Origin of the sequence: Yinghuangia seranimata, from assembly GCF_029953285.1 — a bacterium.
In the GTDB taxonomy this organism is placed as follows: Bacteria; Actinomycetota; Actinomycetes; order Streptomycetales; family Streptomycetaceae; genus Yinghuangia; species Yinghuangia seranimata.
Window position 1 is genome coordinate 1 of the sequence record NZ_JASAOI010000083.1, and the last position, 24,168, is coordinate 24,168.

21 protein-coding genes are annotated in these 24,168 nt (G+C 72.8%); 14 read left to right on the plus strand and 7 right to left on the minus strand.

Annotation, left to right across the window (positions count from 1 at the left end):
* The 3 genes from QI554_RS40105 to QI554_RS40115 all read left to right on the plus strand — a co-directional run.
* The coding region (locus QI554_RS40105) for a 2-oxo acid dehydrogenase subunit E2 (RefSeq protein ID WP_281477704.1) at nt 1-800 on the plus strand (800 nt) is incomplete at its 5' end.
* Between the two features lie 142 nt (nt 801-942).
* The gene (locus QI554_RS40110; RefSeq protein WP_281477705.1) at nt 943-1,845 is read left to right on the plus strand and encodes a TIGR01777 family oxidoreductase; all 903 of its coding nucleotides are present in this window, start codon (nt 943-945) and stop codon (nt 1,843-1,845) included.
* 206 nt (nt 1,846-2,051) lie between these two features.
* On the plus strand, nt 2,052-3,578 hold the full coding sequence (locus QI554_RS40115) for an NAD(P)/FAD-dependent oxidoreductase (protein ID WP_281477706.1): 1,527 nt from the start codon (nt 2,052-2,054) through the stop codon (nt 3,576-3,578).
* A 507-nt stretch (nt 3,579-4,085) separates the two neighbouring features.
* Here QI554_RS40115 and QI554_RS40120 read toward each other — a convergent pair.
* The gene (locus QI554_RS40120; protein ID WP_281477707.1) at nt 4,086-5,459 is read right to left on the minus strand and encodes an NsdA family TPR-like regulatory protein; all 1,374 of its coding nucleotides are present in this window, start codon (nt 5,457-5,459) and stop codon (nt 4,086-4,088) included.
* Nucleotides 5,460-5,765: 306 nt separating this feature from the next.
* Between QI554_RS40120 and QI554_RS40125 the strand changes: the two genes are divergently transcribed.
* From QI554_RS40125 to QI554_RS40145, 5 genes are all read left to right on the plus strand, one after another.
* Nucleotides 5,766-6,470, plus strand: a complete 705-nt coding sequence (locus tag QI554_RS40125; RefSeq protein WP_281477708.1) for a hypothetical protein — start codon at nt 5,766-5,768, stop codon at nt 6,468-6,470.
* A gap of 93 nt (nt 6,471-6,563) precedes the next feature.
* Nucleotides 6,564-7,349: a lipoyl(octanoyl) transferase LipB gene (gene lipB / locus QI554_RS40130; protein ID WP_281477710.1), complete on the plus strand. Its 786-nt coding sequence runs from the start codon at nt 6,564-6,566 to the stop codon at nt 7,347-7,349.
* Nucleotides 7,350-7,505: 156 nt separating this feature from the next.
* Nucleotides 7,506-8,462 (plus strand): lipoyl synthase, encoded by a 957-nt coding sequence (gene lipA / locus QI554_RS40135; protein WP_281477712.1) that lies wholly within the window; start codon nt 7,506-7,508, stop codon nt 8,460-8,462.
* 186 nt (nt 8,463-8,648) lie between these two features.
* A complete protein-coding gene (locus QI554_RS40140) occupies nt 8,649-8,939 on the plus strand; it encodes a hypothetical protein (protein ID WP_425528133.1) in 291 nt (96 codons plus the stop codon).
* Nucleotides 8,940-9,019: 80 nt separating this feature from the next.
* Nucleotides 9,020-9,706, plus strand: a complete 687-nt coding sequence (locus QI554_RS40145; protein WP_281477714.1) for a DUF4191 domain-containing protein — start codon at nt 9,020-9,022, stop codon at nt 9,704-9,706.
* Nucleotides 9,707-9,919: 213 nt separating this feature from the next.
* On the opposite strand, the gene QI554_RS40150 is transcribed toward QI554_RS40145, so the two are convergent.
* Entirely contained in the window at nt 9,920-10,447 is a 528-nt protein-coding gene (locus QI554_RS40150) for an RDD family protein (protein WP_281477716.1), read from the minus strand.
* A gap of 244 nt (nt 10,448-10,691) precedes the next feature.
* Here QI554_RS40150 and glnA point away from each other — a divergent pair, with 244 nt between their 5' ends.
* Nucleotides 10,692-12,107 carry a type I glutamate--ammonia ligase gene (gene glnA / locus QI554_RS40155; RefSeq protein ID WP_281477717.1) on the plus strand — a complete coding sequence of 472 codons (1,416 nt, stop codon included), beginning with the start codon at nt 10,692-10,694 and terminating at the stop codon, nt 12,105-12,107.
* Nucleotides 12,108-12,261: 154 nt separating this feature from the next.
* Here glnA and QI554_RS40160 read toward each other — a convergent pair whose 3' ends face one another.
* The 3 genes from QI554_RS40160 to QI554_RS40170 all read right to left on the minus strand — a co-directional run bounded on the left by QI554_RS40160 (nt 12,262) and on the right by QI554_RS40170 (nt 14,842).
* A complete protein-coding gene (locus QI554_RS40160; RefSeq protein ID WP_281477719.1) occupies nt 12,262-12,654 on the minus strand; it encodes a hypothetical protein in 393 nt (130 codons plus the stop codon).
* Nucleotides 12,655-13,004: 350 nt separating this feature from the next.
* Nucleotides 13,005-13,973 (minus strand): pirin family protein, encoded by a 969-nt coding sequence (locus QI554_RS40165; RefSeq protein ID WP_281477720.1) that lies wholly within the window; start codon nt 13,971-13,973, stop codon nt 13,005-13,007.
* Nucleotides 13,970-14,842 carry a helix-turn-helix transcriptional regulator gene (locus tag QI554_RS40170; RefSeq protein ID WP_281477722.1) on the minus strand — a complete coding sequence of 291 codons (873 nt, stop codon included), beginning with the start codon at nt 14,840-14,842 and terminating at the stop codon, nt 13,970-13,972. Before QI554_RS40170 ends, QI554_RS40165 begins: the two co-directional genes overlap by 4 nt.
* Before the next feature lie 224 nt (nt 14,843-15,066).
* Here QI554_RS40170 and QI554_RS40175 point away from each other — a divergent pair, with 224 nt between their 5' ends.
* A complete protein-coding gene (locus tag QI554_RS40175; RefSeq protein ID WP_281477723.1) occupies nt 15,067-16,026 on the plus strand; it encodes an NADP-dependent oxidoreductase in 960 nt (319 codons plus the stop codon).
* 210 nt (nt 16,027-16,236) lie between these two features.
* Nucleotides 16,237-17,139: a phosphatase PAP2 family protein gene (locus tag QI554_RS40180; RefSeq protein WP_281477725.1), complete on the plus strand. Its 903-nt coding sequence runs from the start codon at nt 16,237-16,239 to the stop codon at nt 17,137-17,139.
* Here QI554_RS40180 and QI554_RS40185 read toward each other — a convergent pair.
* The gene (locus tag QI554_RS40185; protein ID WP_281477727.1) at nt 17,100-20,165 is read right to left on the minus strand and encodes a bifunctional [glutamine synthetase] adenylyltransferase/[glutamine synthetase]-adenylyl-L-tyrosine phosphorylase; all 3,066 of its coding nucleotides are present in this window, start codon (nt 20,163-20,165) and stop codon (nt 17,100-17,102) included. The two genes, QI554_RS40180 and QI554_RS40185, sit on opposite strands and share 40 nt — an antisense overlap.
* 275 nt (nt 20,166-20,440) lie before the next feature.
* Here QI554_RS40185 and QI554_RS40190 point away from each other — a divergent pair, with 275 nt between their 5' ends.
* Nucleotides 20,441-21,061 carry a TetR/AcrR family transcriptional regulator gene (locus QI554_RS40190; protein ID WP_281477729.1) on the plus strand — a complete coding sequence of 207 codons (621 nt, stop codon included), beginning with the start codon at nt 20,441-20,443 and terminating at the stop codon, nt 21,059-21,061.
* Between the two features lie 102 nt (nt 21,062-21,163).
* On the opposite strand, the gene QI554_RS40195 is transcribed toward QI554_RS40190, so the two are convergent.
* Nucleotides 21,164-22,525, minus strand: a complete 1,362-nt coding sequence (locus tag QI554_RS40195; protein WP_281477731.1) for a glutamine synthetase family protein — start codon at nt 22,523-22,525, stop codon at nt 21,164-21,166.
* Nucleotides 22,526-22,755: 230 nt separating this feature from the next.
* Here QI554_RS40195 and QI554_RS40200 point away from each other — a divergent pair, with 230 nt between their 5' ends.
* Entirely contained in the window at nt 22,756-23,196 is a 441-nt protein-coding gene (locus tag QI554_RS40200) for a carboxymuconolactone decarboxylase family protein (protein WP_281477733.1), read from the plus strand.
* Nucleotides 23,193-24,155 (plus strand): RNA polymerase sigma-70 factor, encoded by a 963-nt coding sequence (locus tag QI554_RS40205; RefSeq protein ID WP_281477735.1) that lies wholly within the window; start codon nt 23,193-23,195, stop codon nt 24,153-24,155. Before QI554_RS40200 ends, QI554_RS40205 begins: the two co-directional genes overlap by 4 nt.
* Nucleotides 24,156-24,168: the final 13 nt, after the last annotated feature.

Genomic DNA, 24,168 nt, shown 5'->3' on the forward strand with positions numbered 1-24,168 from the left:
CGGCGCCCGCCGCCGCTGCCCCGGCCGCCGCCCCCGCGGCCGCCGCCAAGCCCGCCGCGGCCCCGGCCGAGCCGTCCGCGCTGCGCGGCCAGACGGTGCCGATGACCCGCATCCGCAAGGCGATCGCCAAGCACATGGTCGAGTCGCTGAAGGTGTCGGCGCAGCTGACCACGGTGGTCGAGGTCGACGTCACCAACATCATGCGGCTGCGCAACAAGGCGAAGAACGACTTCCTCGCGCGCGAGGGCGTCAAGCTGTCGCCGATGCCGTTCTTCGTCAAGGCGGTCGCCGAGGCGCTCAAGGTGCACGCGGTCGTGAACGCGCGCGTCAACGACGACGACAGCATCACGTACCACGCGGTCGAGAACATCGGCGTCGCGGTCGACACCGAGCGCGGCCTGATGGTCCCGGTCATCCACGACGCGGGCGACCTGAACATCGCCGGCATCGCCAAGAAGACCGCCGACCTGGCCGCGCGCACGCGCGACAACAAGGTCAAGCCGGACGAGCTGGCGGGCGGCACCTTCACGGTGACCAACACCGGTTCGCGCGGCGCGCTGTTCGACACGCCGATCCTGAACCAGCCGCAGGTCGCGATGCTGGGCATCGGCGCGACGGTGCGTCGTCCGGTCGTGGTGAACCACCCCGACCTCGGCGAGACCATCGCGGTCCGCGACATGGTGTACCTGGCCCTGTCGTACGACCACCGCATCGTCGACGGCGCCGACGCGGCGCGGTTCCTCACCACGGTGAAGACCCGCCTGGAGGAAGGCGCGTTCGAGGGCGACCTGGGTCTGTAACCCCCGCGTCGGCGGATGCGCCGACGGTGATGTGAAGTCCGCGTGGGCGGCTCCGGGACGTGTCCCGGGGCCGCCCACGCGTTTCCGCCGGGGCGTGCGTTTCCGGCCGCGCCGCGTGTGCCCCCGCCGCGGAGCGGACAGTATGTCGGTCATGCGTATCGCGGTGACGGGATCGACGGGCTTCGTGGGCACCCCCCTGGTGCGGTCGCTGCGCGCCGACGGGCACGAACTCGTCAGGCTGGTACGGCGCGAGCCCAAGGCCGCCGACGAGGCCCGCTGGGACCCGGTCGGCGGCACGGTGGACACCGACGCGCTGCTGGGCGTCGACGCGGTCGTGCACCTGGCCGGCGCGGGCATCGGGGACCACCGCTGGACGGCCGCGTACAAGCGCACGCTGCGCGACTCCAGGGTGCTGGGTACCCGGACCCTCGCGCGGGCCCTGGCCGGGCTGGAACGGCCGCCCGCGGTCCTGCTGTCCGGCTCGGCGATCGGCTACTACGGCGACACCGGCGACCGCGCGGTCGACGAGTCCGCGCCACCCGGCAGCGGGTTCCTGGCCGACCTGTGCGTCGAGTGGGAGGCCGCGACCGCGCCCGTGGAGGACGCCGGCGTGCGCGTCGTGCACCTTCGCACCGGGCTCGTCGTCGCGGGCAAGGGCGGCGCCTGGGGGCCGCTGTTCCGCGCCTTCCGGTTCGGCGTCGGCGGGCGGCTGGGCAACGGGCGGCAGTACTGGAGCTTCATCTCGCTGCGGGACCACATCAACGCCATCCGCTTCCTGCTGACGGCGGACGGGGTGCGCGGCGCGGCCAACCTGACCGCGCCGAACCCGGTCACCAACGCCGAGGCCACCCGCGAACTCGCGCGCATGCTGCGGCGGCCCGCGTTGTTCCCTGTGCCCAGGCCCGCGCTGCGGGCGATCGTCGGCGAGTTCTCCGACGACATCCTCAGCAGCCAGCGGGTGCTGCCCAAAGCGCTGCTCGACGCCGGGTTCGAGTTCGCGCACCCGACGATCGACCGGGCGCTGGCGGTCGCGCGGCACGGCTGACACCGCGTCACCCTTTCGGCGGCCTGACCGAAATCCGACACGACCGATCAACATCCGTACCCCACAAGGGATTTACCGATCTCTCCCGGCCCCTGATGCGACGCCGGCGGTCACAGATACGCGCTTTCCGGCGGTTCCGTTGGGTATGAGTCCAGGGCGACCGCGCGGCCGCACGCGCCGCGCCAGGGGCAACGGGAGGGGTCACCGTGGCCGAGGCACACCGCACCGATGTGATCGTCGTGGGAGCAGGACTCGCGGGGCTCAGCGCCGCGCGGCGGCTGGCCGACGCGGGCGTCGACGTCACCGTCCTGGAAGCCGGTGACCGGCCCGGGGGCCGGATCCGGACCGAACTCGTCGACGGGTTCCGCGTCGACACCGGGCTCCAGCAGATCGCCACCGCGTGCCCCCAGGTCGCCGCCCGGTTCGACCTGGCCCGGCTCGACCTCAGGGCGTTCGGCCCCGGCGTGCAGGTCTTCGGCGAGGCCGCGCTGGACGGCGTGTGGCGCACCGGAGGCCGACGCATCGGAAGGGCCGCCGGCGCGGAGCGGTGGGGGGCGGCGGAGACGAGCGCGGGAACGAGGCGACTCGACCACGGACGGTCGGGGGCCACGGAGCCAGAGGCGGAAGCGAAGCGACTCGAACACGGGCGGTGGGGGGCGGCGGAAACAAGGGCGGGAGCAAAGCGACTCGAACATGGGCGGTGGGGGGCGGCGGAAACAAGGGCGGGAGCGAAGCGACTCGAACATGGGCGGTGGGGGGCGGCGGGTGGGCGGGTCCGCGACGCCCTCAGCGCGCTGCGCACCACCGGCACCGACCGGGCCCGCGTCAGCGCCGCGCTCGCCCGCGCCGCGGTCCTGCCCGTCCCGCGCATCCTCGCCACCCCGGACGCCGCCACCGACGAGGCCGGCTGGCCGCCCGCGCTGCGACCGCTCCTGACCGCACTCCTGCACGACCCCGACCTGGCCACCTCACGCCGCTTCGCGGACCTCGTTATGCGCGGCTACCTGCGCGGCCGCTCCGCGGTCCCGGCCCACGGCATGGGCGCCGCCGCCGAACAGCTGGCCACCGGGCTCCCGGCGGGCACGGTCCGCTACGGCGTGCGCGTCACCTCCGTCGCCACCGACCGCGTCACCACCGACGTCGACGGCGAAATCCGCGCCCGCGCGGTCGTCGTGGCCACCGACCCGGAGACCGCCGTCGCGCTCCTTCCCGGCCTCCGACGCCCCGGGTTCCACCGCGTCACCACGCTCTGGCACGTCCTCCCGGCGGCGCCGCACGCCGACCCGGTCCTCATCGCCGACGCCGACGACCCGGGCCCGCTGACCCACACCGCCGTCATCAGCACGGTCGCCCCGACCTACTCCCCCGACCGCCGCGCCCTGGTGTGCTCCACCGTCCTCGCCCACGACGGCGGCGACCTCGCCAAACTCGAACTCGTCGTCAGGGAGCGCCTGGCCGCCGTCTACGGCGTCGCCACCCGCGACCTGTCCCACCTGACGACCCGCGACCTGCCCAACGCCCTCCCGATCGTCGAACCGGGCCACAACTTCCGCCGCCCGGTCCGCGTCCTCGCCGGCCTCTACGTCTGCGGCGACCACCGAGACTCCAGCTCCATCCAAGGAGCCCTCGCCTCCGGCCGCCGAGCCGCCAGGTCCGCCCTCTCCGACCTCGGCGCCCTCACCGCCTTCGCCGCAGGCGCAAGGCCGGGAGGAGGCAAAGCCCCAGCGGCGTAGCGCCCCACGAGCCGCCACAGTCACGTGCGCGGGACCGCCCCGTGCACTCCGTGAGATCGCGGACCTCCGCCGCGCCCTTGAACAGCCTCAGACGCAGGCTGAACTCGCGCACGTGGCCGACGGCGTCGTCGCCCCTGGCCGGCCGCGGAGCGCGACCCTGCCGGCCCGCGCCCGGGCGTGCGGAATACCTGCGCGTCAACAGCGCGGTCTCGTCGGGGCCTGCCACGCGTCGAAGGCAGGCCCGGCCGGGTGCGCGGGGCTCGTCGGCTCCGCGCGCAACGGGGGGCCCGCGAGGACGTGCCCGAGCGCAGGCTCAGGCCGAACTCGACGTGGTCGATGGCTCGTCGCCCCTGGCCGGCCGCGGAGCGCGGCCCTGCCGGCCCGCGCCCGGGCGTGCGGCATACCTGCGCGTCGACAGCGCGGTCTCGTCGGGGCCTGCCACGCGTCGGAGGCAGGGCTGGCCGGGTGCGCGGAGGTGGTCGGCTCCGCGCACCCTTTGGGGGTTCGTCAGGACGCTGTGCGGAGGAACTCGCCCGTTCGTTCCGTGAAGTCGCGGACGGCCGCCGTGTCCTTGAAGGGGGTCAGGCGGAGGCTGAACTCGCGGACGTAGTCGACGGCTCGGGCCGAGCGGAGGCCTCCGGCGGCTTCGGTGGCTTCGGCTTCGACGGCGCAGGCGTGGTCGAGTTCGCCCATGCCCAGGAGGGCCGTCGCGAGGACGGTCTGGCAGAACAGCCTGCTGCGGGCGTACTCGGCCTCGCGGAGCTTCAGGCTGCGTTCGGCGTATTCGCGGGACCGCCGGTGGTCCTCCAGGTCGCGGTAGCAGTGGGCGAACTCGTCGGCCAGTTGGGCCTCGTCGACGTAGCGGGCCCAGTCCGGGTCGTCGGTCGGGTCGCCGGACCGGCCCAGTGCCTGTTCGGCCCGGACCAGGGCGGCCATGCAGGCGCGGCCGTCGCCGAGGAGGCCGTGGCCGCGCGCCTCGACGGCGTGCAGGAGCACCCGTACGCGAGGCGTCGCCACCGTCAGCGCGCCCTGCTGCGCGACGCGCGCCAGCTGTACCGCCTCGCGCCCGTGCCCGAGGTAGACCGCCTGGCGGCTCATGGTCGCGAGGACGTACGCGCCCAACGCCCGGTCCCCCGACGCCTGCGCCAGCCGCAGTGCCTGCACGAAGTACCGCTGCGCCATCCCGTGCACGCCCACGTCGTACGCCATCCACCCGACCAGCCGGGTCAACACCGCCGCGGCGGAGAACAGTTCGCGCCCGACCCCGGTGCCGTAGGTGCCCCGCAGCATCGTGGCGACCTCCGCGTCGAGGTACCGCACGAGGGCCTGCCGGGCGTGTCCCCCGCCGAACGAGTTGTCGAGCCTGCGGAAGGCGTCGCCGACCGCCCGCACGGCCGCCACGTCGCCCGAGCCGACCCGCCCTCCGTCCGCGCGCTGCGGTTCCTCGTCGCCCGCGCCGATCAGCCAGTCGCGACTCGGCACCACCAACGCGCCCGGCGTGAACGCCGCCTCGACCAGCGCCGGCCGGTGCGCGGAGTCGGCCTGCCACATGCCGGAGACGATCTCCACGGCCTCCGCGGGCCCGTTCGCGTATTCGAGCCCCGCGTAGTCGGGCCGGCATCCCGCCATGCCGAGGTCCTCGGCGCTGAGCTTGCGGGACAGCCGCTGGGTGAACACCTCTGCCAGCAGTATCGGCACGATGCCGCGCGGATGCTGGCCGCGCAGCCACCGGGCCACCGAGGTCTTGTCGTAGCGGAGGTCGAGGCCCTGGTCCGCACCGAGCTGGTCGACCCGTCGGGCGAGGCCGGCGTGCGAGAAACCGGCCTCCTCGACGAGCGAGGCCAGCCGGTGGTTGGGGCGCCGTTCGGCCCTGGTCGTCATTCCTGTGCACGCCTCCCGGGTGCGGGGGTCGGATCGCGCGAGAATTTAGCGATCGCGGCGGGCCGACGAGCCGCATGACGGCGAGAATGACCCTTTCGGGTGATGCCGGGGGTCCCGTACGCCATAGCGAAGGCACCCCGGCGAACCGATCTCCGATCACCCGCGTCCGGTTCTTGCGGGTGCGTGCCGGGTCGGGCAACATGCGCCGCACACGTTCTGGCCGCGTAGGCTGCATGCGCGAATCCCGGACGGGCTTGCCGAACCGGCGTATTTCGGACGTCACATGAACGAAGGGCGGGGACGGCGTTGGGCCGGCACGGGGACGGCACGGCCGAGGGTGCACGTCCCGCCGGCCGGGGCCGCAACGACGGCACGGCGGGCGGCGTCGCCCTGCCCTTGATAGCCGCCGCGGTGGTGTGCCTCCTTCTGACCTCGGGCGTGTGGCTGTTCAGCGGCTCGAGGGGCGGCGACAAAAACAAGCACCGCGAGCCGATAGGCCTGAACGTGCCGTCGATGGCCCCGCCGACGGAGCCAACGCTGTCCGGCATCCCGACCACGGCCCTCCCGTCGACGACGACCGTGTCGGCCTCGCCGACCAAGTCGAAGCCTCCGACCACGAGCAAGGCCCCGACCACCGCGAAGCCGACGACCAAGGCCCCGACGACGAGCGCGCCACCGCCGCCGCCGCCCCCGCCGCCCTCGGCCTCCGCCTCGGACCTGGGCGTGCAATCCGGCCACGGCACGCTGACGATCACCAACAACAACCAGACCGCGCCGATGAACTCGTGGGCGCTGACCGTCACGCTGAGCGGCGACCAGTTCTTCTACTACTTCACCCGCTCCAAGGGCACCGGGTTCAGCGCGGACACCAACGGCGACGGCACCGTCGGCTCGGCGGCCTCCACGAGGCCTCTGGGGCCGGGCGAGAGCATCGAGATCGAGTACTACGTCACCGGCCGCGGTGGTAGCACGTGTGTAATCAGCGGAGCCACCTGCCAGTTCAAACGCTGAGCCGGCGGCCCGCGCACACCCCGGGCAGCCCCCGACGGGCCGCCTCGCCTGCCCCCGCCGAAGGCTCCCGCCGGCGAGCCGTACGCTGGATCCGTGGCTGACTTGCGCTTCGTACACGCCGGCATCGGCGACCAGGCCGTCCCCTACGACCTCGCGTGGGAGGAACAGCGGCGGGTGCACGCCGCCGTCGTGGCGGGTGACGAGCCCGACACGTGTCTCCTGCTCGAGCACCCGGCCGTCTACACGGCGGGGCGCCGCACGGAGGCGTCGGAGCGTCCGGTCGACGGCACGCCCGTCATCGACGTGGACCGCGGCGGCAAGATCACCTGGCACGGTCCCGGCCAGCTCGTCGGGTACCCGATCGTGCGGCTGACCGAGCCGGTGGACGTCGTCGCGCACGTGCGCCGGCTCGAGGACGCGCTCATCCGCACGTGCGCCGAGCTGGGCCTGGAGACGACCCGCATCGAGGGCCGAAGCGGCGTGTGGGTGCTGGGCGACCCGATCCCGGCGGCACCCGCGACCGGCGGGCTCAACCTGCAGCTGGACCCGCGGCTGACCGTTCCGGACCCGCGCGAGGACCCCGAGTTCGACCCGCGGCTCGCCGGCCCGGAGTACGCGCCGTCGAACGCCGGCCAGCGCGGTGACGACCGCAAGCTCGCGGCGATCGGCGTCCGGGTGTCCCGCAAGGTGACAATGCACGGCTTCGCGATCAACTGCGACCCGGACATGACCTGGTTCGACCGCATCGTGCCGTGCGGGATCCGGGACGCGGGTGTGTCGTCGCTGAGCGCGGAGCTGGGCCGCCGGGTGACGGTGGCCGAGGTCATGCCGCTCGTCGAGCGCCACCTCGCCGAGGTGTTCGCGCCGATCGGCGTCTGACGGTCCGGCGGAACAACGGCGCGTCCTCGGACGCTGTCTCCGAAGCGGTCCCGGACGCCCGGCGCCAGAGCGTCACCCAAAGGGGCGTACCCTGGACAGACCGCACGCACCACCCGGATCGACTCGCACTGAAACATCTCCACATAAGGAGCTCGCGTGTCCGCTGTCGCACCCGACGGCCGCAAGTTGCTTCGCCTTGAGGTCCGCAACGCCGAGACCCCCATCGAGCGCAAGCCTTCGTGGATCAAGACCCGCGCGAAGATGGGCCCGGAGTACACGGAACTGAAGGGCCTGGTCCGACGCGAGGGCCTGCACACCGTGTGCGAGGAGGCCGGGTGCCCCAACATCTACGAGTGTTGGGAGGACCGCGAGGCGACGTTCCTCATCGGCGGCGACCAGTGCACGCGGCGTTGCGACTTCTGCCAGATCGACACCGGTAAGCCGGCCGACCTGGACCGCGACGAGCCGCGCCGGGTCGCCGAGTCGGTGCAGGCGATGGGCCTGAAGTACGCCACGGTGACCGGCGTCGCGCGCGACGACCTGCCCGACGGCGGCGCGTGGCTGTACGCGGAGACGACCCGGCAGATCCACGAGCTGAACCCGGGCACCGGCGTCGAGCTGCTGATCCCGGACTTCACGGCGCAGCCCGACCAGCTGGCCGAGGTGTTCTCGTCGCGTCCCGAGGTGCTCGCGCACAACATCGAGACGGTGCCGCGCATCTTCAAGCGCATCCGGCCGGGCTTCCGGTACGAGCGCTCGCTCCAGGTCATCACCGCCGCCCGCGAGGCCGGGCTGGTCACGAAGTCGAACCTGATCCTCGGCATGGGCGAGGAGCGCGACGAGATCAGCCAGGCGATGCAGGACCTGTACGACGCGGGCTGCGAACTGCTCACGATCACGCAGTACCTGCGGCCGACCGTGCGCCACCACCCGGTGGAGCGCTGGGTCAAGCCGGAGGAGTTCGTCGGGCTGAAGGAGGAGGCCGAGGACATCGGCTTCGCGGGCGTCATGTCGGGGCCGCTGGTGCGTTCGTCGTACCGCGCGGGCCGGCTGTACCGCCAGGCGCTGGAGTCGCGCGAGTCGCTCGGCGACCAGGCCGCGACGACCGCCTGACCGGTTCCTTCGCCCGGTATTTGGAATCCGTTCTCTTAGAACCTACGTGCGATCGCGTGTTGGCCGGAACCGGCCGACACGCGACACGGTTGTTCACGATGGTTTGACCCTCGCGTCATCGCCTGGTAACACGGGGTAGCGAGGCTGGGACACATCCACATAACTCGGCGACAGGGGGCCTTGGCCATGCAGGTCGGAAACGTTCCGTTCGGTCGGATCGCGCTGGGCAACGCCGCCGCACTGCGCGGTGCGTTCGACCGGGGAGCGTCGGCCCGCAAGGCGGCCGTCGGCGCCGCCCTGCGCACCGTGGAGTCGCTCCTGCTCTTCCAGGGCGGGCAGCGCACCGCACGGCGGAACGCCTGGGACTCGGTGTGCGACGACCGGCGCAGGGCCCGGGCGCGCGCCGAGGCGACCGACATCCTGGACCGCCTCCAGGCGTCCGGCCCGGCCCGTGCGGGCAGCGCGGCCCAGCGCTGAACCGCCCGCGCGCGGGGGTCCCCGGAAGTCGTGCCCTTGGCCCCCGCTGAACGGCCACACGACCTGGGTATTCTGTGCGCATGGCGAGCAAGGAATCATCGGAGAAGAGCGGCCGGCTGAAGCAGATCCGGCTCGCCTACCAGATGACTAAGAAGTCCGACAAGAAGGTCGGACTGGTCGTGGCGGTGTGGGGCCTGGGCGTCTTCGGGGCGTTCCTGGCGCTGGGCTTCCTGATCGACCACCCCATCATCCTCGGCGTCCTCGGCTTCCTGTTCGGCCTGGTGGCGGCGGCGTTCGTGTTCGGGCGCCGGGCCGAGAAGGCCGTCCTCGGGCAGATGGAGGGCACCCCCGGTGCCGCCCTGGCCGTCCTGCAGTCGCTGCGGCGCGGCTGGGTCGTCACCCCGACGGTGGCCGTGACCCGCAACCAGGACGTCGTGCACCGCGCGGTCGGCCAGGCGGGCATCGTGCTGGTCGGCGAGGGTCAGCCGAGCCGGGTCGCGAACCTGCTGGCGGCCGAGAAGCGCAAGATGTCGAAGATCGCGGACGGCGTCGTGGTGACCGACATCATCGTCGGCGACGGCGAGGGCCAGGTCCCGCTGCGCAAGCTGCAGGGCCACATGGTCAAGCTGCCGCGCACGATGTCCAAGAGCCAGGTCGCCACGGTCAACGACCGGCTGCGCGCCCTCGGCGGGCTGCTGGACAACATGCCGGTGCCGAAGGGCCCGATGCCGAAGGGCACGCGCATGCCGCGCGGCCCGCGCCGCTGACCCGACCGGCGGCCGGCGACACCGGACGCCGACGCACGTCCCCCACAAACGCCACGGCGGTGGTGGTGCGGCCTGGAGACCCCAGGACGCACCGCCACCGCCGTTCTTCGTTCTCCGGCCACCGCCCGCGCTGTGCGGCCACCGTGGGACCCGCTCGGGCCCCTACGCGCTTCTTTGAGGCTCCCCGCGCGCCCAAGGCCCTGCCGGGACGTCTCAGGCCGCGACGACGGCCGTGCCGACCGCCTTGTCGTGCAGCCCGCGGCCGTCGCGGTCGTAGACCGCCGCCGGGACCACCATGCACAGCAGCAGCGTGCGCAGGACCACCGCGAGCGGCGTCAGGTGCGGCTGCGTCACGGAGATCACGCGCAGGCCCATGAGGCGCTTGCCGACCGTGTAGCCGAGCGTGCTGAGCAGCAGCATGTTCTCGGCGGCGAAGACGGCGAGCGTGCCGAAGCTGGTGCCCGCCGCGTTCAGGTCGCCGCGCCCTATGAACGCGAGCGCGATGACGTAACACAGCAGCCAGTCCACCAGCAGCGCGATCAGCCGCCTGCCGGTGCCCGCCATGGAGCCGGGGCCGTCCTCCGGCAGGCCGAGGCGCTTGCCGCGGTACCCGAAGTCGTCCTCGTCGGCCTGCGGCGCCTGCCGCGGCACCGTCCGCTCCGCCGCGGGACGCGGCGGCGTCTGAGCGCGCTTCGCCGGCGGGCGCCCGGCGGCCTTCTTAGCGGTCTGTTTCCTGTCCACGCCACCACGGTAGATGAGTGACGTGGGGCACACCCCCACCGGGGCAAACGCGAAGGATGCGTGAGCTTCGGGCCGTGCGCAACCGTACTGGCCCGATTGGGCGGCCGCGTAACTTGTGTGAAACATTCGGGACACCGGCGGGAAACCGCCTCGTCCTACCTTCGGGTCCAGTGGCCAGCGGGGAGAAGGGCCGCCCCGAGAACGAGAAGCTACCCGAGCCCGGTGCCGGGTCGAGGAGGCATGGATGTTCAACAACGCCGACGAGGTGTCGCGGTACATCACCGACAACGACGTCAAGTTCGTCGATGTCCGGTTCTGCGACCTGCCTGGCGTCATGCAGCACTTCACGATCCCGGCCGAGATCTTCGAGCCGAACGAGACCCTGGCGTTCGACGGCTCGTCGATCCGCGGCTTCCAGGCGATCCACGAGTCGGACATGGCCCTGCGCCCGGACCTCTCGACCGCCCGCGTCGACCCGTTCCGCAAGGACAAGACGCTCAACATCAACTTCTTCATCCACGACCCGCTCACGGATGAGGAGTACAGCCGCGACCCGCGCAACATCGCCAAGAAGGCGGAGCGCTACCTCGCCGGCACCGGCATCGCCGACACCGTGTTCTTCGGCCCCGAGGCCGAGTTCTACGTGTTCGACGACGTGCGTTTCGAGACGAACGCGCACGAGTCGTACTACCACATCGACTCGGTGGCGGGCGCTTGGAACACCGGCCGCGTCGAAGAGGGCGGCAACCGCGGCTACAAGGTCCGCTACAAGGGCGGCTACTTCCCGGCCCCGCCGGTCGACCACTTCGCCGACCTCCGCGCCGAGATCTCCCTGGAGCTGGCCGCCGCCGGCCTCCAGGTCGAGCGCCAGCACCACGAGGTGGGCACCGCGGGCCAGGCCGAGATCAACTACAAGTTCAACACCCTGCTGGGTGCGGCCGACGACCTGATGCTCTTCAAGTACATCGTGAAGAACGTCGCGTGGCGCAACGGCAAGACCGCGACCTTCATGCCGAAGCCGATCTTCGGTGACAACGGCTCGGGCATGCACTGCCACCAGTCGCTGTGGAAGGACGGCGCGCCGCTGTTCTACGACGAGGTCGGCTACGCCGGTCTGTCGGACATGGCGCGCTACTACATCGGCGGCCTGCTCAAGCACGCCCCGTCGCTGCTCGCCTTCACGAACCCGACGGTGAACTCGTACCACCGCCTGGTCCCGGGCTTCGAGGCGCCGGTCAACCTGGTCTACTCGCAGCGCAACCGCTCGGCGTGCATCCGCATCCCGATCACCGGCTCGAACCCGAAGGCCAAGCGCATCGAGTTCCGCGTGCCGGACCCGTCCTCCAACCCGTACCTCGCCTTCTCGGCGATGCTGATGGCGGGCCTGGACGGCATCAAGAACAAGATCGAGCCGCTGGAGCCGGTCGACAAGGACCTGTACGAGCTGGCCCCGGAGGAGCACTCCGCGGTCCCGCAGGTCCCGGGCTCCCTCCCCGAGGTCCTCAACGCCCTCGAGGCCGACCACGAGTACCTGCTCGAGGGCGGCGTCTTCACCCAGGACCTCATCGAGACCTGGGTCGACTACAAGCGCACCAACGAGGTCGACCCGATCCGTCTGCGCCCGCACCCGCACGAGTTCGAGATGTACTTCGACATCTGATCCACCCCGGATCGGACCCCGGCCGGACGCTGACCCGCCCCGGCCGACCCGAAGTACCGCACGGCTCGACGGCCCCCGCCATGACTCGCTCTGGCGGGGGCCGTCGTCGTTCCCACCGGCGTCGGCGCGCGCGGCCGACGGGGCACCTGCCGGTTCAGCGGGGGCGGGCGGAGCGCCCCGCGCGCCGGGCGAGCCAGAGGGCCGTGTAGCGGGTAGGGGTCGCCTGGCGTTGGGTGCCCTCCCGGACGTTCAGGACGAGGTGGTCCGCTCCCCAGGTCCCGTGCAGGGTGAGCGGTTCGTCGTTCAGCGGGGAGCCCTGTGGGAGGCGGAGCAAGACGGTTGATCCATCGAGCGTGTAGTGGCAGCGCCGCACCAGGGGGCGGGGTTCGTCGCGGCGGAGCCAGCTTTCGATGACTTCGCCGTCGGAGGGTCGCGGCGCCGGCTTGACGAAGACGCTCAGCACGAGGCCGTCCGGGTAGAGGCGGAGGACGTGCAGGTCGGCCGCGTAGATGCCGCTCATCGGGCGGGCCGAGGGCTTCCGGGTCATCAGAAGGGCTCCATGGGCGCGCCGGGTCCGCCGCAGCGGAGCCGGGCGGCGGAGGATGCGGCGCCTGGGCTCCCGAGATCAAGGCGGGCGCGGCGTATATGCGGCCGAGGCCGTCCTTCACCGCCCTTGCGGGCTCCAGATGCAGCCGTGCCCCACGCACCGGGAGCCGGGCGCGGACCGACCTTAGCGCGGCGTGGAGTGGGGGCGCGCGGGGGTTTTCGGCGCCGGTCGAGTTCGACGGGGGCCGCGAACACGCCTGTTGGTGTGGCGGCCTGGCTGACGGCCTGGCCGACCTGCGCGGCGGGGCGCCGGTGCGGGCACCGGCGGCCCCGGCCGGGCGAAGGCGGTGCTCAGCGGGCGCGGCCGCGAGGCTTGAGGGGGGTCGCCGGGAGCGCGGGGGCGTCCAGGCGTGGTGCGTGGTAGCCGTGCACGGCGCCGAAGCGGGCCTCCTCGGCCTGCCACTGCGCGCGGGCCTCGGCGATCTCCTCGCCGGTGCGGGCGACGAAGTTCCACCACATCACGATCTCCTCCTCGAACGGCTCGCCGCCGATGAGGACGATGTTGGTGTCGACGTTCGCGCGCACCGCGAGCTCGGTGCGGCCGCAGCCGAGGTAGAGCAGCGAGCCGACGGGCAGTTCGACGCCGTCGACCACGGCGCCGGGCAGCGTCACGAACGCGGCGTACTCGAAGTCCCGCTGCAGTGGCACCTTCACCTCGGCGCCGGCGGTCAGCGTGAGGTCGGCGCCCGTCATCGGCGAGTACGCGGTGCCCGGCGAGCGCGCGCCGTCGAACTCGCCCATGATCACGGTGCCGCTGAGGCCCCGCGCGGTGAACGTCGGGAGCTCGGTGTGGTGCTCGAAGGCCGGCGCCGCGTGGCGGTGTTCGCCGGGCAGCGCGACCCACAGCTGGGCGCCGTGCAGGAACACCGGGTGCGGGTCGGGCGACTCCTCGGAGTGCGAGATGCCGTGCCCGGACGTCATCAGGCCCAAGTGGCCGGGCAGAACGCGGGCGAGGCTGCCGAGGCTGTCGCGGTGCAGCACCTCGCCCTGCTTGAGCCACGACACGGTCTGCAGGCCCATGTGCGGGTGCGGGGCGACCTGCATGCCGTCCTCGGTGCTGATGTCGTCCGGCCCGTACTGGTCGGCGAAGCACCACGGGCCGACCATCCGCCGCCCGAGGGTCGGCAGGACGCGGCGCACCGGGCGACCGTCGCCGATCGACGTCTCACGGCCGTGGATCAGCTCGTGCACGGGTGCCGCGGAGACGTCGGTGAGGCCGCCGCAGACCTTGACGGTCGGCTTCGTATCAAGATCGCTCATGTGGCAACCGTAGCCCCCGTGTCGCCGGTCGCGAAGGTCTCGCCACCGACCACGCGCAATAGGTCCAACTGCGACGCGTACGGTGAACCGGGCGGCGGCGTGAAGATCATCAGCGCCTGGTCCTCGCTCGGCGTGAGCAGCCGTTCGAGGTCGAGGTCGACGCGGCCGACCACGGGGTGCAGCACGCTCATCCGGCTGCGCCGCCGCACGCCGACCTCGTGCAGTTCCCACAGCCCCGCGAACTCCGGGCTCGCGTCCCGCAGTCGCCGCACCAGGTGGGTGCTCGGCCCGTCGTACGAGCGCCGGGCGACCGCCGAGCGCAGGTCGGCGACGTGGACGCGGCTGTAGTGGTCCCACTCGTCGACGGGGTACGCCGAGCGCACCGCCGGGTCGGTGAACCACCGCCAGGTGATGTTGCGGCCGTGCTCGGAGACCGTGCACACGCCGCCGAACAGCGCCTGCGCGAGGGCGTTCTGCGCGAGCAGGTCGCCTAGGTCGCTGATGATCTGCGCCGGGGTGTGCTCGACGTTGTCGAGCAGGTGGCGCAGGGCCGGGCTGATCGCCTCGCCGGCCTGTCGCCCGGCGGGCGGGCGGTGGCCGGCGAGGAGGTAGAGGTGGTCGCGCTCGTCGTCGTTGAGGCGCAGCGCGCGGGCGAGCGCGCCGAGCATCTGCGTGGACGGCTGCGGACTGCGCGCCTGTTCGAGGCGCATGTAGTAGTCGGGCGACATGCCGGCGAGGGAGGTGACCTCCTCGCGGCGCAGGCCGGGCGTGCGGCGGCGCGGGCCCTCGGGCAGTCCGACGTCGGCGGGGCGCAGCCGCTCGCGGGAACGGCGCAGGAAGTCGGCGAGTTCGCGGCGGTCCATGTCCATACCCAGAGATCCTTCGCCTTTTGGTGGCCGGCATCCAGGGACCGGCGATCCTAGCCAGCGCGGTCCGCTCCTCATGAAGCGAGAACGCAGGCAGGGTCGAGGTGTTCCCGGAGAGCGGGGCGAGATCCGCCCCTCTCCACAGATTTAACTACACCGTTCAGTGTGATGACAACACTGAACGGTGTGGTTTAGTAGCCGACCCCGGAAAGTCACGGTGATCCACCATGTCCGCCACCGCCGCCACCACCGCTCCCGCCACCACCGCCCAGGCCGTCGCGTTCGCCGCGCACGGTCCCGCGGACGTCCTCGCGGTCACGGACGTCCCGCTGCCCGAGCCCGGCCCAGGCCAGGTCCGGGTGCGCGTCAAGGCGATCGGCGTGAACCCGATCGACGGCAAGATCCGCTCCGGCGTGATGGCCGCGATCTTCCCCGTCGACCTGCCGCACATCCCCGGCCAGGACCTCGCCGGCGTCGTCGACGCGCTCGGCGAAGGCGTCACCGCATGGGCGGTCGGCGACGAGGTGTTCGGCATGGGCACCAAGACCTACGCCGAGTACGTCCTCGCCGGCGCCGACCGCCTCGTCGCCAAGCCGGCCGGCCTGCCGTGGGAGGTCGCGGGCGCGCTGCCGACCGCCGCCGACGCCGCCTACCGGGCGCTCGCCGAGGTCGGCGTCGCCGCGGGCGACACGGTGCTGGTGCACGCCGCCGCGGGCGGAGTCGGCGGCCTGGCCGTCCAGTTCGCCCGCGCGTGGGGTGCCGCGGTCGTGGGCACCGCGGGCGAGGCCAACCACGCCTACCTGCGCGAACTGGGCGCCGAGCCGGTCCGGTACGGCGACGGCTGGGCCGACCGCGTGCGCGTCGCCGCGCCGCAGGGCGTCGACGCGGCCGTGGACCTCGTCGGCGGCGGCGTACTGGGCGACTCCGTCGCCCTGACGGGCGACCCGGCGCGCGCCGTCAGCATCGTCGACCCGGCCGACGCCGGCGCCAACGGCGTGCGGTTCTCGTCCGGGCACGACGGCGAGGACTACCTGCTGCGGGCCCTGGCGTCCGCCGCCGAGCTGTACGTCGCGGGCAACCTGACGCTGCCGCTCGCCGCGGTCCTGCCGCTGGCCGACGCCGCGGAGGCACAGCGACTGGTGGAGACGGGGCACGTGCGCGGGAAGGTCGTGCTCACCGTCGCCTGACAGACGCGGGCGTGCAGGTGCGAGGTACCCCGCACCTGCACGTGACCGTGAATCCGACCGCGTCGCAGGGCACGTTCGTCGCCTGGCGCGCGTCCGGGGCCCGTGCACCGACCCGCGGGCCCCGGCTACCCCCTGAGGACTACACGAACGGCCCCGGACCGTCCCTCCGGGTGATCGGGCCCCGCCCGGGCTCTGGCAGACTGGGACGTTATGGGGGTTCCTACGACGACTGAGCCGATCTCGTTCGCGGAGCGGCTGCGGACGTATCTCCGTACGCCGCGCCGGCCGCGTTTCGTCGTCGAGCTCGCCCTGATCGCGCTGAGCTACTGGATCTACTCGCTCATCCGCAACGCGGTGCCCAACCGCGAGGGACTGGCCATACGGCGCGCGCAGGACCTGCTCGACTTCGAGAAGACGCTGCACATCGACGTCGAGCACGCGATAAACCACGCGGTCAACAACGTCACGTGGCTCATCGTCGGGATGAACTACTACTACGCCACGCTGCACTTCGTCATCACGATCGGCGTGCTGGTCTGGCTGTTCCACTGGCATCCCGGGCGCTACCGCGCGGTCCGCACGGTCCTGTTCGTCACCACGGGCCTCGCCCTGTTCGGGTACTTCTTCTACGCGCTCGCGCCGCCGCGCCTGCTCCCGGGCGGCGACTACATCGACACGGTGCTGGTGCACAACACGTGGGGCTCGATGGCGTCGGGCAACATGAAGAACGTCTCGAACCAGTTCGCCGCGATGCCGTCGATGCACATCGGCTGGTCGACGTGGTGCGCGATCGCCATCTGGAAGTTCGCCAAGCCGCTGTGGGTGCGCGTGCTCGGCCTGTTCTACCCGGTGTTCACGCTGATCGTGATCATGGCGACCGGCAACCACTTCATCCTCGACGCGGCGGGCGGCTGGGTCACGCTGACCGCGGGCTTCGCCGTCCAGTGCATGCTCAACGGACGCTCCGCGTACAAGTTCCCGCGCTACACGCCCGACGACCCGCGCTCCGACGAGTACACCGGGCCACCGGAGGAGGGCGACACCGCGCCGGTGGCCGGCGGGCCCGGGGACGATCAGCGCGAGCCGGCCGCGGTCTCCTCGCCCTCGCCGTAGAAGACCCGGTCGACCACGGCGCGCGCGTGCCGCGTGATGCGCCGGTAGTCCTCGATGACGGTGCCCGCCCCGACCGAACCGGAGCCGCTCGCGCGGTAGCCGAGCAGCCGCGCGACCCCGGCGAGCTCGCGCACGTCGGACGGGAACTGGTCGGAGGAACGGCCGCGCACGACCATGACGGCGTTGCGCACCCGGGTGGCCTCCAGCCACGCGTCGTCGAGCACCTTCGCGTCCTCGGCGTCCAGCAGCGACGCTTCCAAGGCCGCCGACAGCGCGTCGCGGGTGCCGGTGGTACGCAGCGCGGGCACGTCGTAGCCGTGCTGCATCTGCAGCAGCTGCGCGACCCACTCCACGTCGGCCAGCCCGCCGCGCCCGAGCTTGGTGTGCGTGGTGGGGTCGGCGCCGCGCGGCAGCCGTTCGGCCTCGATGCGGGCCTTCATGCGGCGGATCTCGCGCACGTCGGCGTCGGTCAGCCCGGCCGACGGCCAGCGCAGCGGCGCGATCATGTCGAGGAACCGGGCGCCGAGGTCGGGGTCGCCCGCGACCGGCGCGGCGCGCAGCAGCGCCTGGCTCTCCCACAGCTTCGACCAGCGCTCGTAGTACGCGCGGTACGACGCCAGGGTGCGCACGAGCGGCCCCTGCCGGCCCTCGGGCCGCAGGTCGGCGTCGATGTCCAGCGGCGGGTCGGTGGCGGGCAGCTGCAGCAGGCGGCGCATCTCGTTGCAGATGGCCTGCGCCTGCTTGGCCGCGGTGGGCTCGTCGACGCCCTCGTCGGGCTCGTGGACGAACATGACGTCGGCGTCGGAGCCGTAGCCCTGCTCGTGGCCGCCGAACCGGCCCATCGCGATGACCGCGATGCGGGTGCGCACGGGGCCGCCCGCGTCGCGCGCGTAGGCGTCGGTGGCGGCGCGCAGCGCGCCGGTCAGCGTGGCGGCCGTGACGTCGGACAGCGCGCGGCCGACCGCGTCGACGTCGAGCCGCCCGAGCACGTCGGCGGCGACGATCCGGAACAGTTCGCGGCGCCGCACGCTACGGGCGATCTGCACGGCGACCTCGGCGCTCGGCGCCCGGCCGACCGCGGCCAGCACCTCGGACTCCAGCGCGGCACGCGACCGCGGCCGCAGCCCGTCCGGGTCGCCGAGCAGCGCGACCGCCTCGGGCGCGCGCAGCAGCAGGTCGGGGGCGAGACGACCGGACGCCAGCACACGGGCCATGTTCTCGGCGGCCGCGCCGCCCGCCGCGCCGGCGCCGGAGTCGCGCAGCAGCCGCAGGTACCAGTGCGTGTTGCCGAGCGCGTCGGAGACCTGGCGGAAGGCCAGCAGGCCCGCGTCCGGGTCGGCGGAGTCCGCGAACCAGCCGAGCATCACCGGCAGCAGCGTCCGCTGGATCGCGGCGCGCCGGCTGACGCCCGAGGCCAGCGCCTCCAGGTGGCGCAGCGCGCCGGCCGGGTCGGCGTACCCGAGGGCCTCCAGGCGCTGCGCGGCGGCCTCGGGGGTGAGCCGGGTCTCGCCGGGCTGCAGCCGGGCGACGGCGTCCAGCAGCGGCCGGTAGAAGAGCTTCTCGTGCAGCCGCCGCACCTCGTGCTGGGTGCGCCGCCAGGTGGCCTCCAGTTCACCGACCGGGTTGGCTCGGAAGCCGAGTGAGCGGCCGAGCCGGCGCAGGTCGACGGACTCGGTCGGCAGCAGGTGGGTGCGGCGCAGCCGGTGCAGCTGGATGCGGTGCTCGAGCAGCCGGAGGAAGCGGTACGCCTCGTCCAGCGACGCCCCGTCGGCGCGGCCGACGTAGCCCTCGGCGGACAGCGCGGCGAGCGCGTCCAGCGTCGAGCCGCTGCGCAGCGACGCGTCGGCGCGGCCGTGCACCAGTTGCAGCAGCTGGACGGCGAACTCGATGTCGCGCAGCCCGCCGGGGCCGAGCTTGAGCTCGCGCTCGACCTCGGTGTGCGGGATCGACTCGACGACGCGGCGGCGCATCGCCTGCACGTCGGCCACGAAGTTCTCGCGCTGCGCGGCGGTCCACACCATCGGAGCGAGGCGTTCGACGTAGCGGCGGCCGAGCGCGAGGTCGCCGGCGACGGGGCGGGCCTTGAGCAGTGCCTGGAACTCCCACGTCTTGGCCCACCGCTCGTAGTAGGCGGCGTGGCTGGCCAGGGTGCGCACCAGCGGGCCGTTGCGGCCCTCGGGGCGGAGGTTGGCGTCGACGGGCCAGATGGCGCCCTCGCGGGTGGTGTGCGAGCAGGCGCGCATCATGGCGGCGGCGATGCGCGCGGCCGCGGCGAGGGCGACGCCCTCCTCGACGCCGGGCGGGGCCTCGGCGACGAACACGACGTCGACGTCGCTGACGTAGTTGAGCTCGCGGCCGCCGCACTTGCCCATGCCGATGACGGCGAGGCGGCACTGCGCGGCGTCGACGGGGTGCTCGCGGCGCACCAGGTCGAGCGCGGCGTCGAGGGTGGCGCCCGCGAGGTCGGCGAGCTCTGCGGAGATCTGGGCGACGTCGGCGGTGCCGCACACGTCGCGCGCGGCGATGGACAGCAGGCAGCGCCGGTACGCGACGCGCAGCGCGTCCAGCGCCTCCTCGCCGGCCGGCTGGGCGCCGTCGGGCGCGGGGCGGCTCGCCGGGAGCGCGCCCGACAGCATGCGGCGGAAGTACTCGGGCGTGGGGTGGGCGTCCTGCACGTCGTAGGTGACGAGGGTGCGCCAGTCGTCCGGGTGCCGCGCGAGGTGGTCGCCGAGTGCGGCGCTGACCCCGAGGACGCCGAGCAGGCGGTCGCGGAGCGGCTTCGCGGAGACGAGCGTGGACAGCAGCACCGAGCGGTCCTCGGCGGCCTCGGCGAGCCGGACCAGCCCGAGGAGGGCGAGATCGGGGTCGGCGGTCGCGGACAGCGCGTCCAGGAGCTGCGTGTCGTCGCGTATCTCGGCGAGTGCGGGGTCCTCGAGGCGGCGGGCGGCGACGGCCGCGTCGGTGAAACCGAGGCGCACGAGGCGGGCGGTCGACACTCCCGGGGTTCCCGAATCCCTAAAGGTCACCTAGCGAGCGTATCGGCCCAGGTCACCGGCGGCAGGGGGGACACCGGCGCGGTGCGTGCGGCCGTCGAAGTGTGCCCCCAACGGCCGCACGCCGCGAGCGCGTCCCGATCATCGAGTCCCCCGACCGCGATGACCGGTGGTGACGCGCCTCCCGCCCGGTGGCCTCTGGCGAACCGTCCCGCCGGGCCGTCCGTCCCACGGCCCGGGGGATCCTCCGTCGTACCAGTTCTCCATACGCCACCGTACGGGAAGTCACCCTACGTTAGCGTGTGGGCATGCGCAACGGTGTTCCCGCGGACAATGTCCGAACCGAAAGACCCGCCAGGACCGGCCGACGCACGCTCTCCCGGGACGACTGGGCCCGTGCCGCCCTCGAGGCGATGCGCGAGAGCGGCCTGGGCGCCATCGCCGTGGAGCCGCTCGCGGAGCGCCTGGGCACGACGAAGGGCAGCTTCTACTGGCATTTCAAGGACCGTGACGCGCTCATCCACGCCGCGCTGGAGATGTGGGTCGCCGAGTCGGACGCGATGATGGCCGCCGCGGCGCGCATCACCGACCCGGCGGAGCGCGGGCGCTGGCTGACCGAGTTCGCGTTCACCGGCCCGCAGGGCGCGGACATCACGACGACGCTGCTGGTGAACTCGCAGCACCCGGTCGTCGGCCCGTTCCTCGAACGCGTCACGCAGGAGCGCATCGCCTGGGGCGCGGCGCTCAACGAGGAGCTCGGCATGCCGCCGGAGGTCGCCCGCCAGCACGCGCTCACCGCGTGGATGATGGCGGTCGGCATCGCGCTGGTGCGCCGCGGCGCGCCGCAGCTGCTGCCGCAGGGCGACGAGGCCGACGCCTACAAGCGGTACGTCATGGAGCTGCTCCGCCCGCCCCGCGCCCAGGCGTAAGGGCCGCGCGGGCGCGGACACACGAACGCCGCGCCGACCGCCGCCGCTCCCGAGGGAGGACGGCCGGGTCGACGCGGCGTCGACGCACGGCTCGCGCCGGGCTCAGAGCACCGGCAGGTACTTCCCCAGTTCGAACGGGGTCACCTGCTGCCGGTACTCCTCCCACTCCTGGCGCTTGTTGCGCAGGAAGAACTCGAAGACGTGCTCGCCCAGCACCTCGGGCAGCAGGTCGCTGCGCTCCATCAGCGCGATCGCCTCGGCGAGGTTCTGCGGCAGCGGCGCGATGCCGAGCGCGCGGCGCTCGGCGTCGGTGAGCGCCCACACATCGTCCTCGGCGCCCGGCGGCAGCTCGTAGCCCTCCTCGACGCCCTTGAGGCCCGCACCGAGCAGCACCGCGAAGGTCAGGTAGGGGTTGCAGGCCGAGTCGATGGAGCGGACCTCGATGCGGGTCGACTGCCCCTTCGTGGGCTTGTACATCGGCACGCGCACGAGCGCCGAGCGGTTGTTGTGGCCCCAGCAGATGTACGACGGCGCCTCGCCGCCCATGCCCGCGGTGCGCGCCGACGCGCCCCACAGCCGCTTGTACGAGTTCACCCACTGGTTGGTGATGGCGGCCATCTCGCCGGCGTGCTTGAGCAGGCCCGCGATGAAGGAGCGGCCGACCTTCGACAGCTGGTACTCGGCGCCGGCCTCGTAGAAGGCGTTGCGGTCGCCCTCGAACAGCGACAGGTGGGTGTGCATGCCCGAGCCCGGGTACTGCGAGAACGGCTTCGGCATGAAGGACGCGAAGACGCCCTGCTCCAGCGCGACCTCCTTGACCACCAGGCGGAAGGTCATGATGTTGTCCGCCGTGCTGAGCGCGTCGGCGTAGCGCAGGTCGATCTCCTGCTGGCCCGGCGCGCCCTCGTGGTGGCTGAACTCCACCGAGATGCCCATGTTCTCGAGCATCGTGATCGCCTGGCGGCGGAAGTCGTGGCTGACCGTCTGCGGCGTGTGGTCGAAGTAGCCGCTGTGGTCGACCGGCGTCGGCGGCGTGCCGTCGAGCGGCATGTCCTTGAACAGGAAGAACTCGATCTCGGGGTGCGTGTAGAACGTGAAGCCCCGGTCGGAGGCGCGCTCGAGGGTGCGCTTGAGGACGTACCGCGGGTCGGCGAAGGACGGCGAACCGTCCGGCATCAGGATGTCGCAGAACATGCGCGCGGTGCCCGGCGCCTCGGCCCGCCACGGCAGTATCTGGAACGTGGCAGGGTCCGGCTTGGCGAGCATGTCGGACTCGTGCACGCGCGCGAAGCCCTCGATGGCCGAGCCGTCGAACCCGATGCCCTCCGCGAACGCCTGCTCGAGCTCGGCAGGGGCCACGGCGACCGACTTGAGGAAGCCGAGAACATCGGTGAACCACAGGCGCACGAACCGAATGTCGCGCTCCTCGAGGGTGCGAAGCACGAACTCCTGCTGCTTATCCATGGGTACATCTTGGCCTGTCCCGGTTGCGAACACATTACGGGCCCTCCAACAAAACGCCCGCGCCGCGACGAGCCCGCGATCCGGCCCGCAGAACCGTTCTGACCTGCGGCGATGCGAACGTGACGGGCATCACATCCGGCCGCGCCGCCGGGCTGTCACATCCGGGACCGGCTGTCCCGTCGTTCCCGTGGCCGCGCCGCACCGGGCGGCGGGCGACACGGAGGCGAACCATGCAGCAGCGGATGGACATGTCCGAGGTCTCCCCCGAGGGCTACTCGGCGGTGCTCGGGCTGGAGAAGTACGTGCGGGCCAACGTCGACCACACCCTCCTGGAGCTGGTCAAGCTCCGCGCGTCGGTGCTCAACGGCTGCGCGTTCTGCGTCGACATGCACAGCCAGGACGCGCTGAAGGCGGGTGAGGACGCGCGCCGGCTCTTCGCGGTCGGCGCGTGGCGCGAGGCGCCGTTCTTCACCGAGGTCGAGCGCGCCGCCCTGGCGCTCACCGACGAGGTCACCCGGCTCGGCGAGCACGGCGTGACCGACGAGGTGTGGGCGGCCGCGCAGGACGCCTTCTCCGACCGTGAGCTCTCCGACCTCATCCTGGCCATCGCTACGATCAACGTGTGGAACCGGATCGGCGTGAGCACGCACCTGCAGCCGCCGGCCCTGTGACGGACACCCTCGCCGGGACGGCCGCGCGGCCGGGCGCCGCACCGGCCGGCGAGGCGTACGACGAGGCGTTCGAGCAGCACCGCACGGTGCTGCTCGGCCTCGCGTACCGCATGCTCGGCAGCTGGTTCGACGCCGAGGACACCGTGCAGGAGGCGTGGCTCCGCTGGCGCCGCGCCGAGCCCGGCACGGTCGAGGACCCGCGCGGCTGGCTGGTCACCGTCACGACCCGGCTCGCGCTCGACCAGCTGCGTTCGGCGCGGCACCGCCGGGAGACGTACGTCGGCGAATGGCTGCCCGAGCCGGTGCCGTCCGGAAGGCTCGCCGGCGACCCCGCGGAGACCGCCGAGCAGCGCGCGACGGTGTCGCTCGCGGCGCTGCGGATGATGGAGCGGCTCTCACCGCCGGAGCGCGCGGTCTACCTGCTCCGCGAGGCGTTCGAGCTGCCGTACCAGGACATCGCCGACGTACTGGGCATCAATGCGACGTACGCCCGGCAGCTGCACCGCCGCGCGGGCGACCACCTCGACGGCGAGCGCGCCCGGTTCACCGTGGACACCGCCGAGCACCGCTCGCTCGTCGACCGGTTCGTCACCGCGGCCGCCACCGGCGACCGCTCGGGGCTGGAGTCGCTGCTCGCCCGGAACGTGGTGCTGTGGAGCGACGGCGGCGGCAAGGCGCGCGCCACGCTCAACCCGATTTACGGCCCGGAGAAGATCGCCCGCTTCCTGTTCGGCATCCAGCGCCGCGCGCGGACGTTCACGTGGCACGCGGTCGACGTCAACGGCGCCCCGGCGCTGCTCGCCGACCTCGGCGCGCAGCGCCTGGTCATGAGCATCGAGACGTCTGGCGGAAACATCGTGGGGATCCAGGCGGTCGCCAATCCCGACAAGATCTCGCATATCCCGACTCCGCCGCACGCTCTGTGTTTCCCGGGCGCGTCGGAACGCTTTCCGGACTGAGTCGGCCGCATCA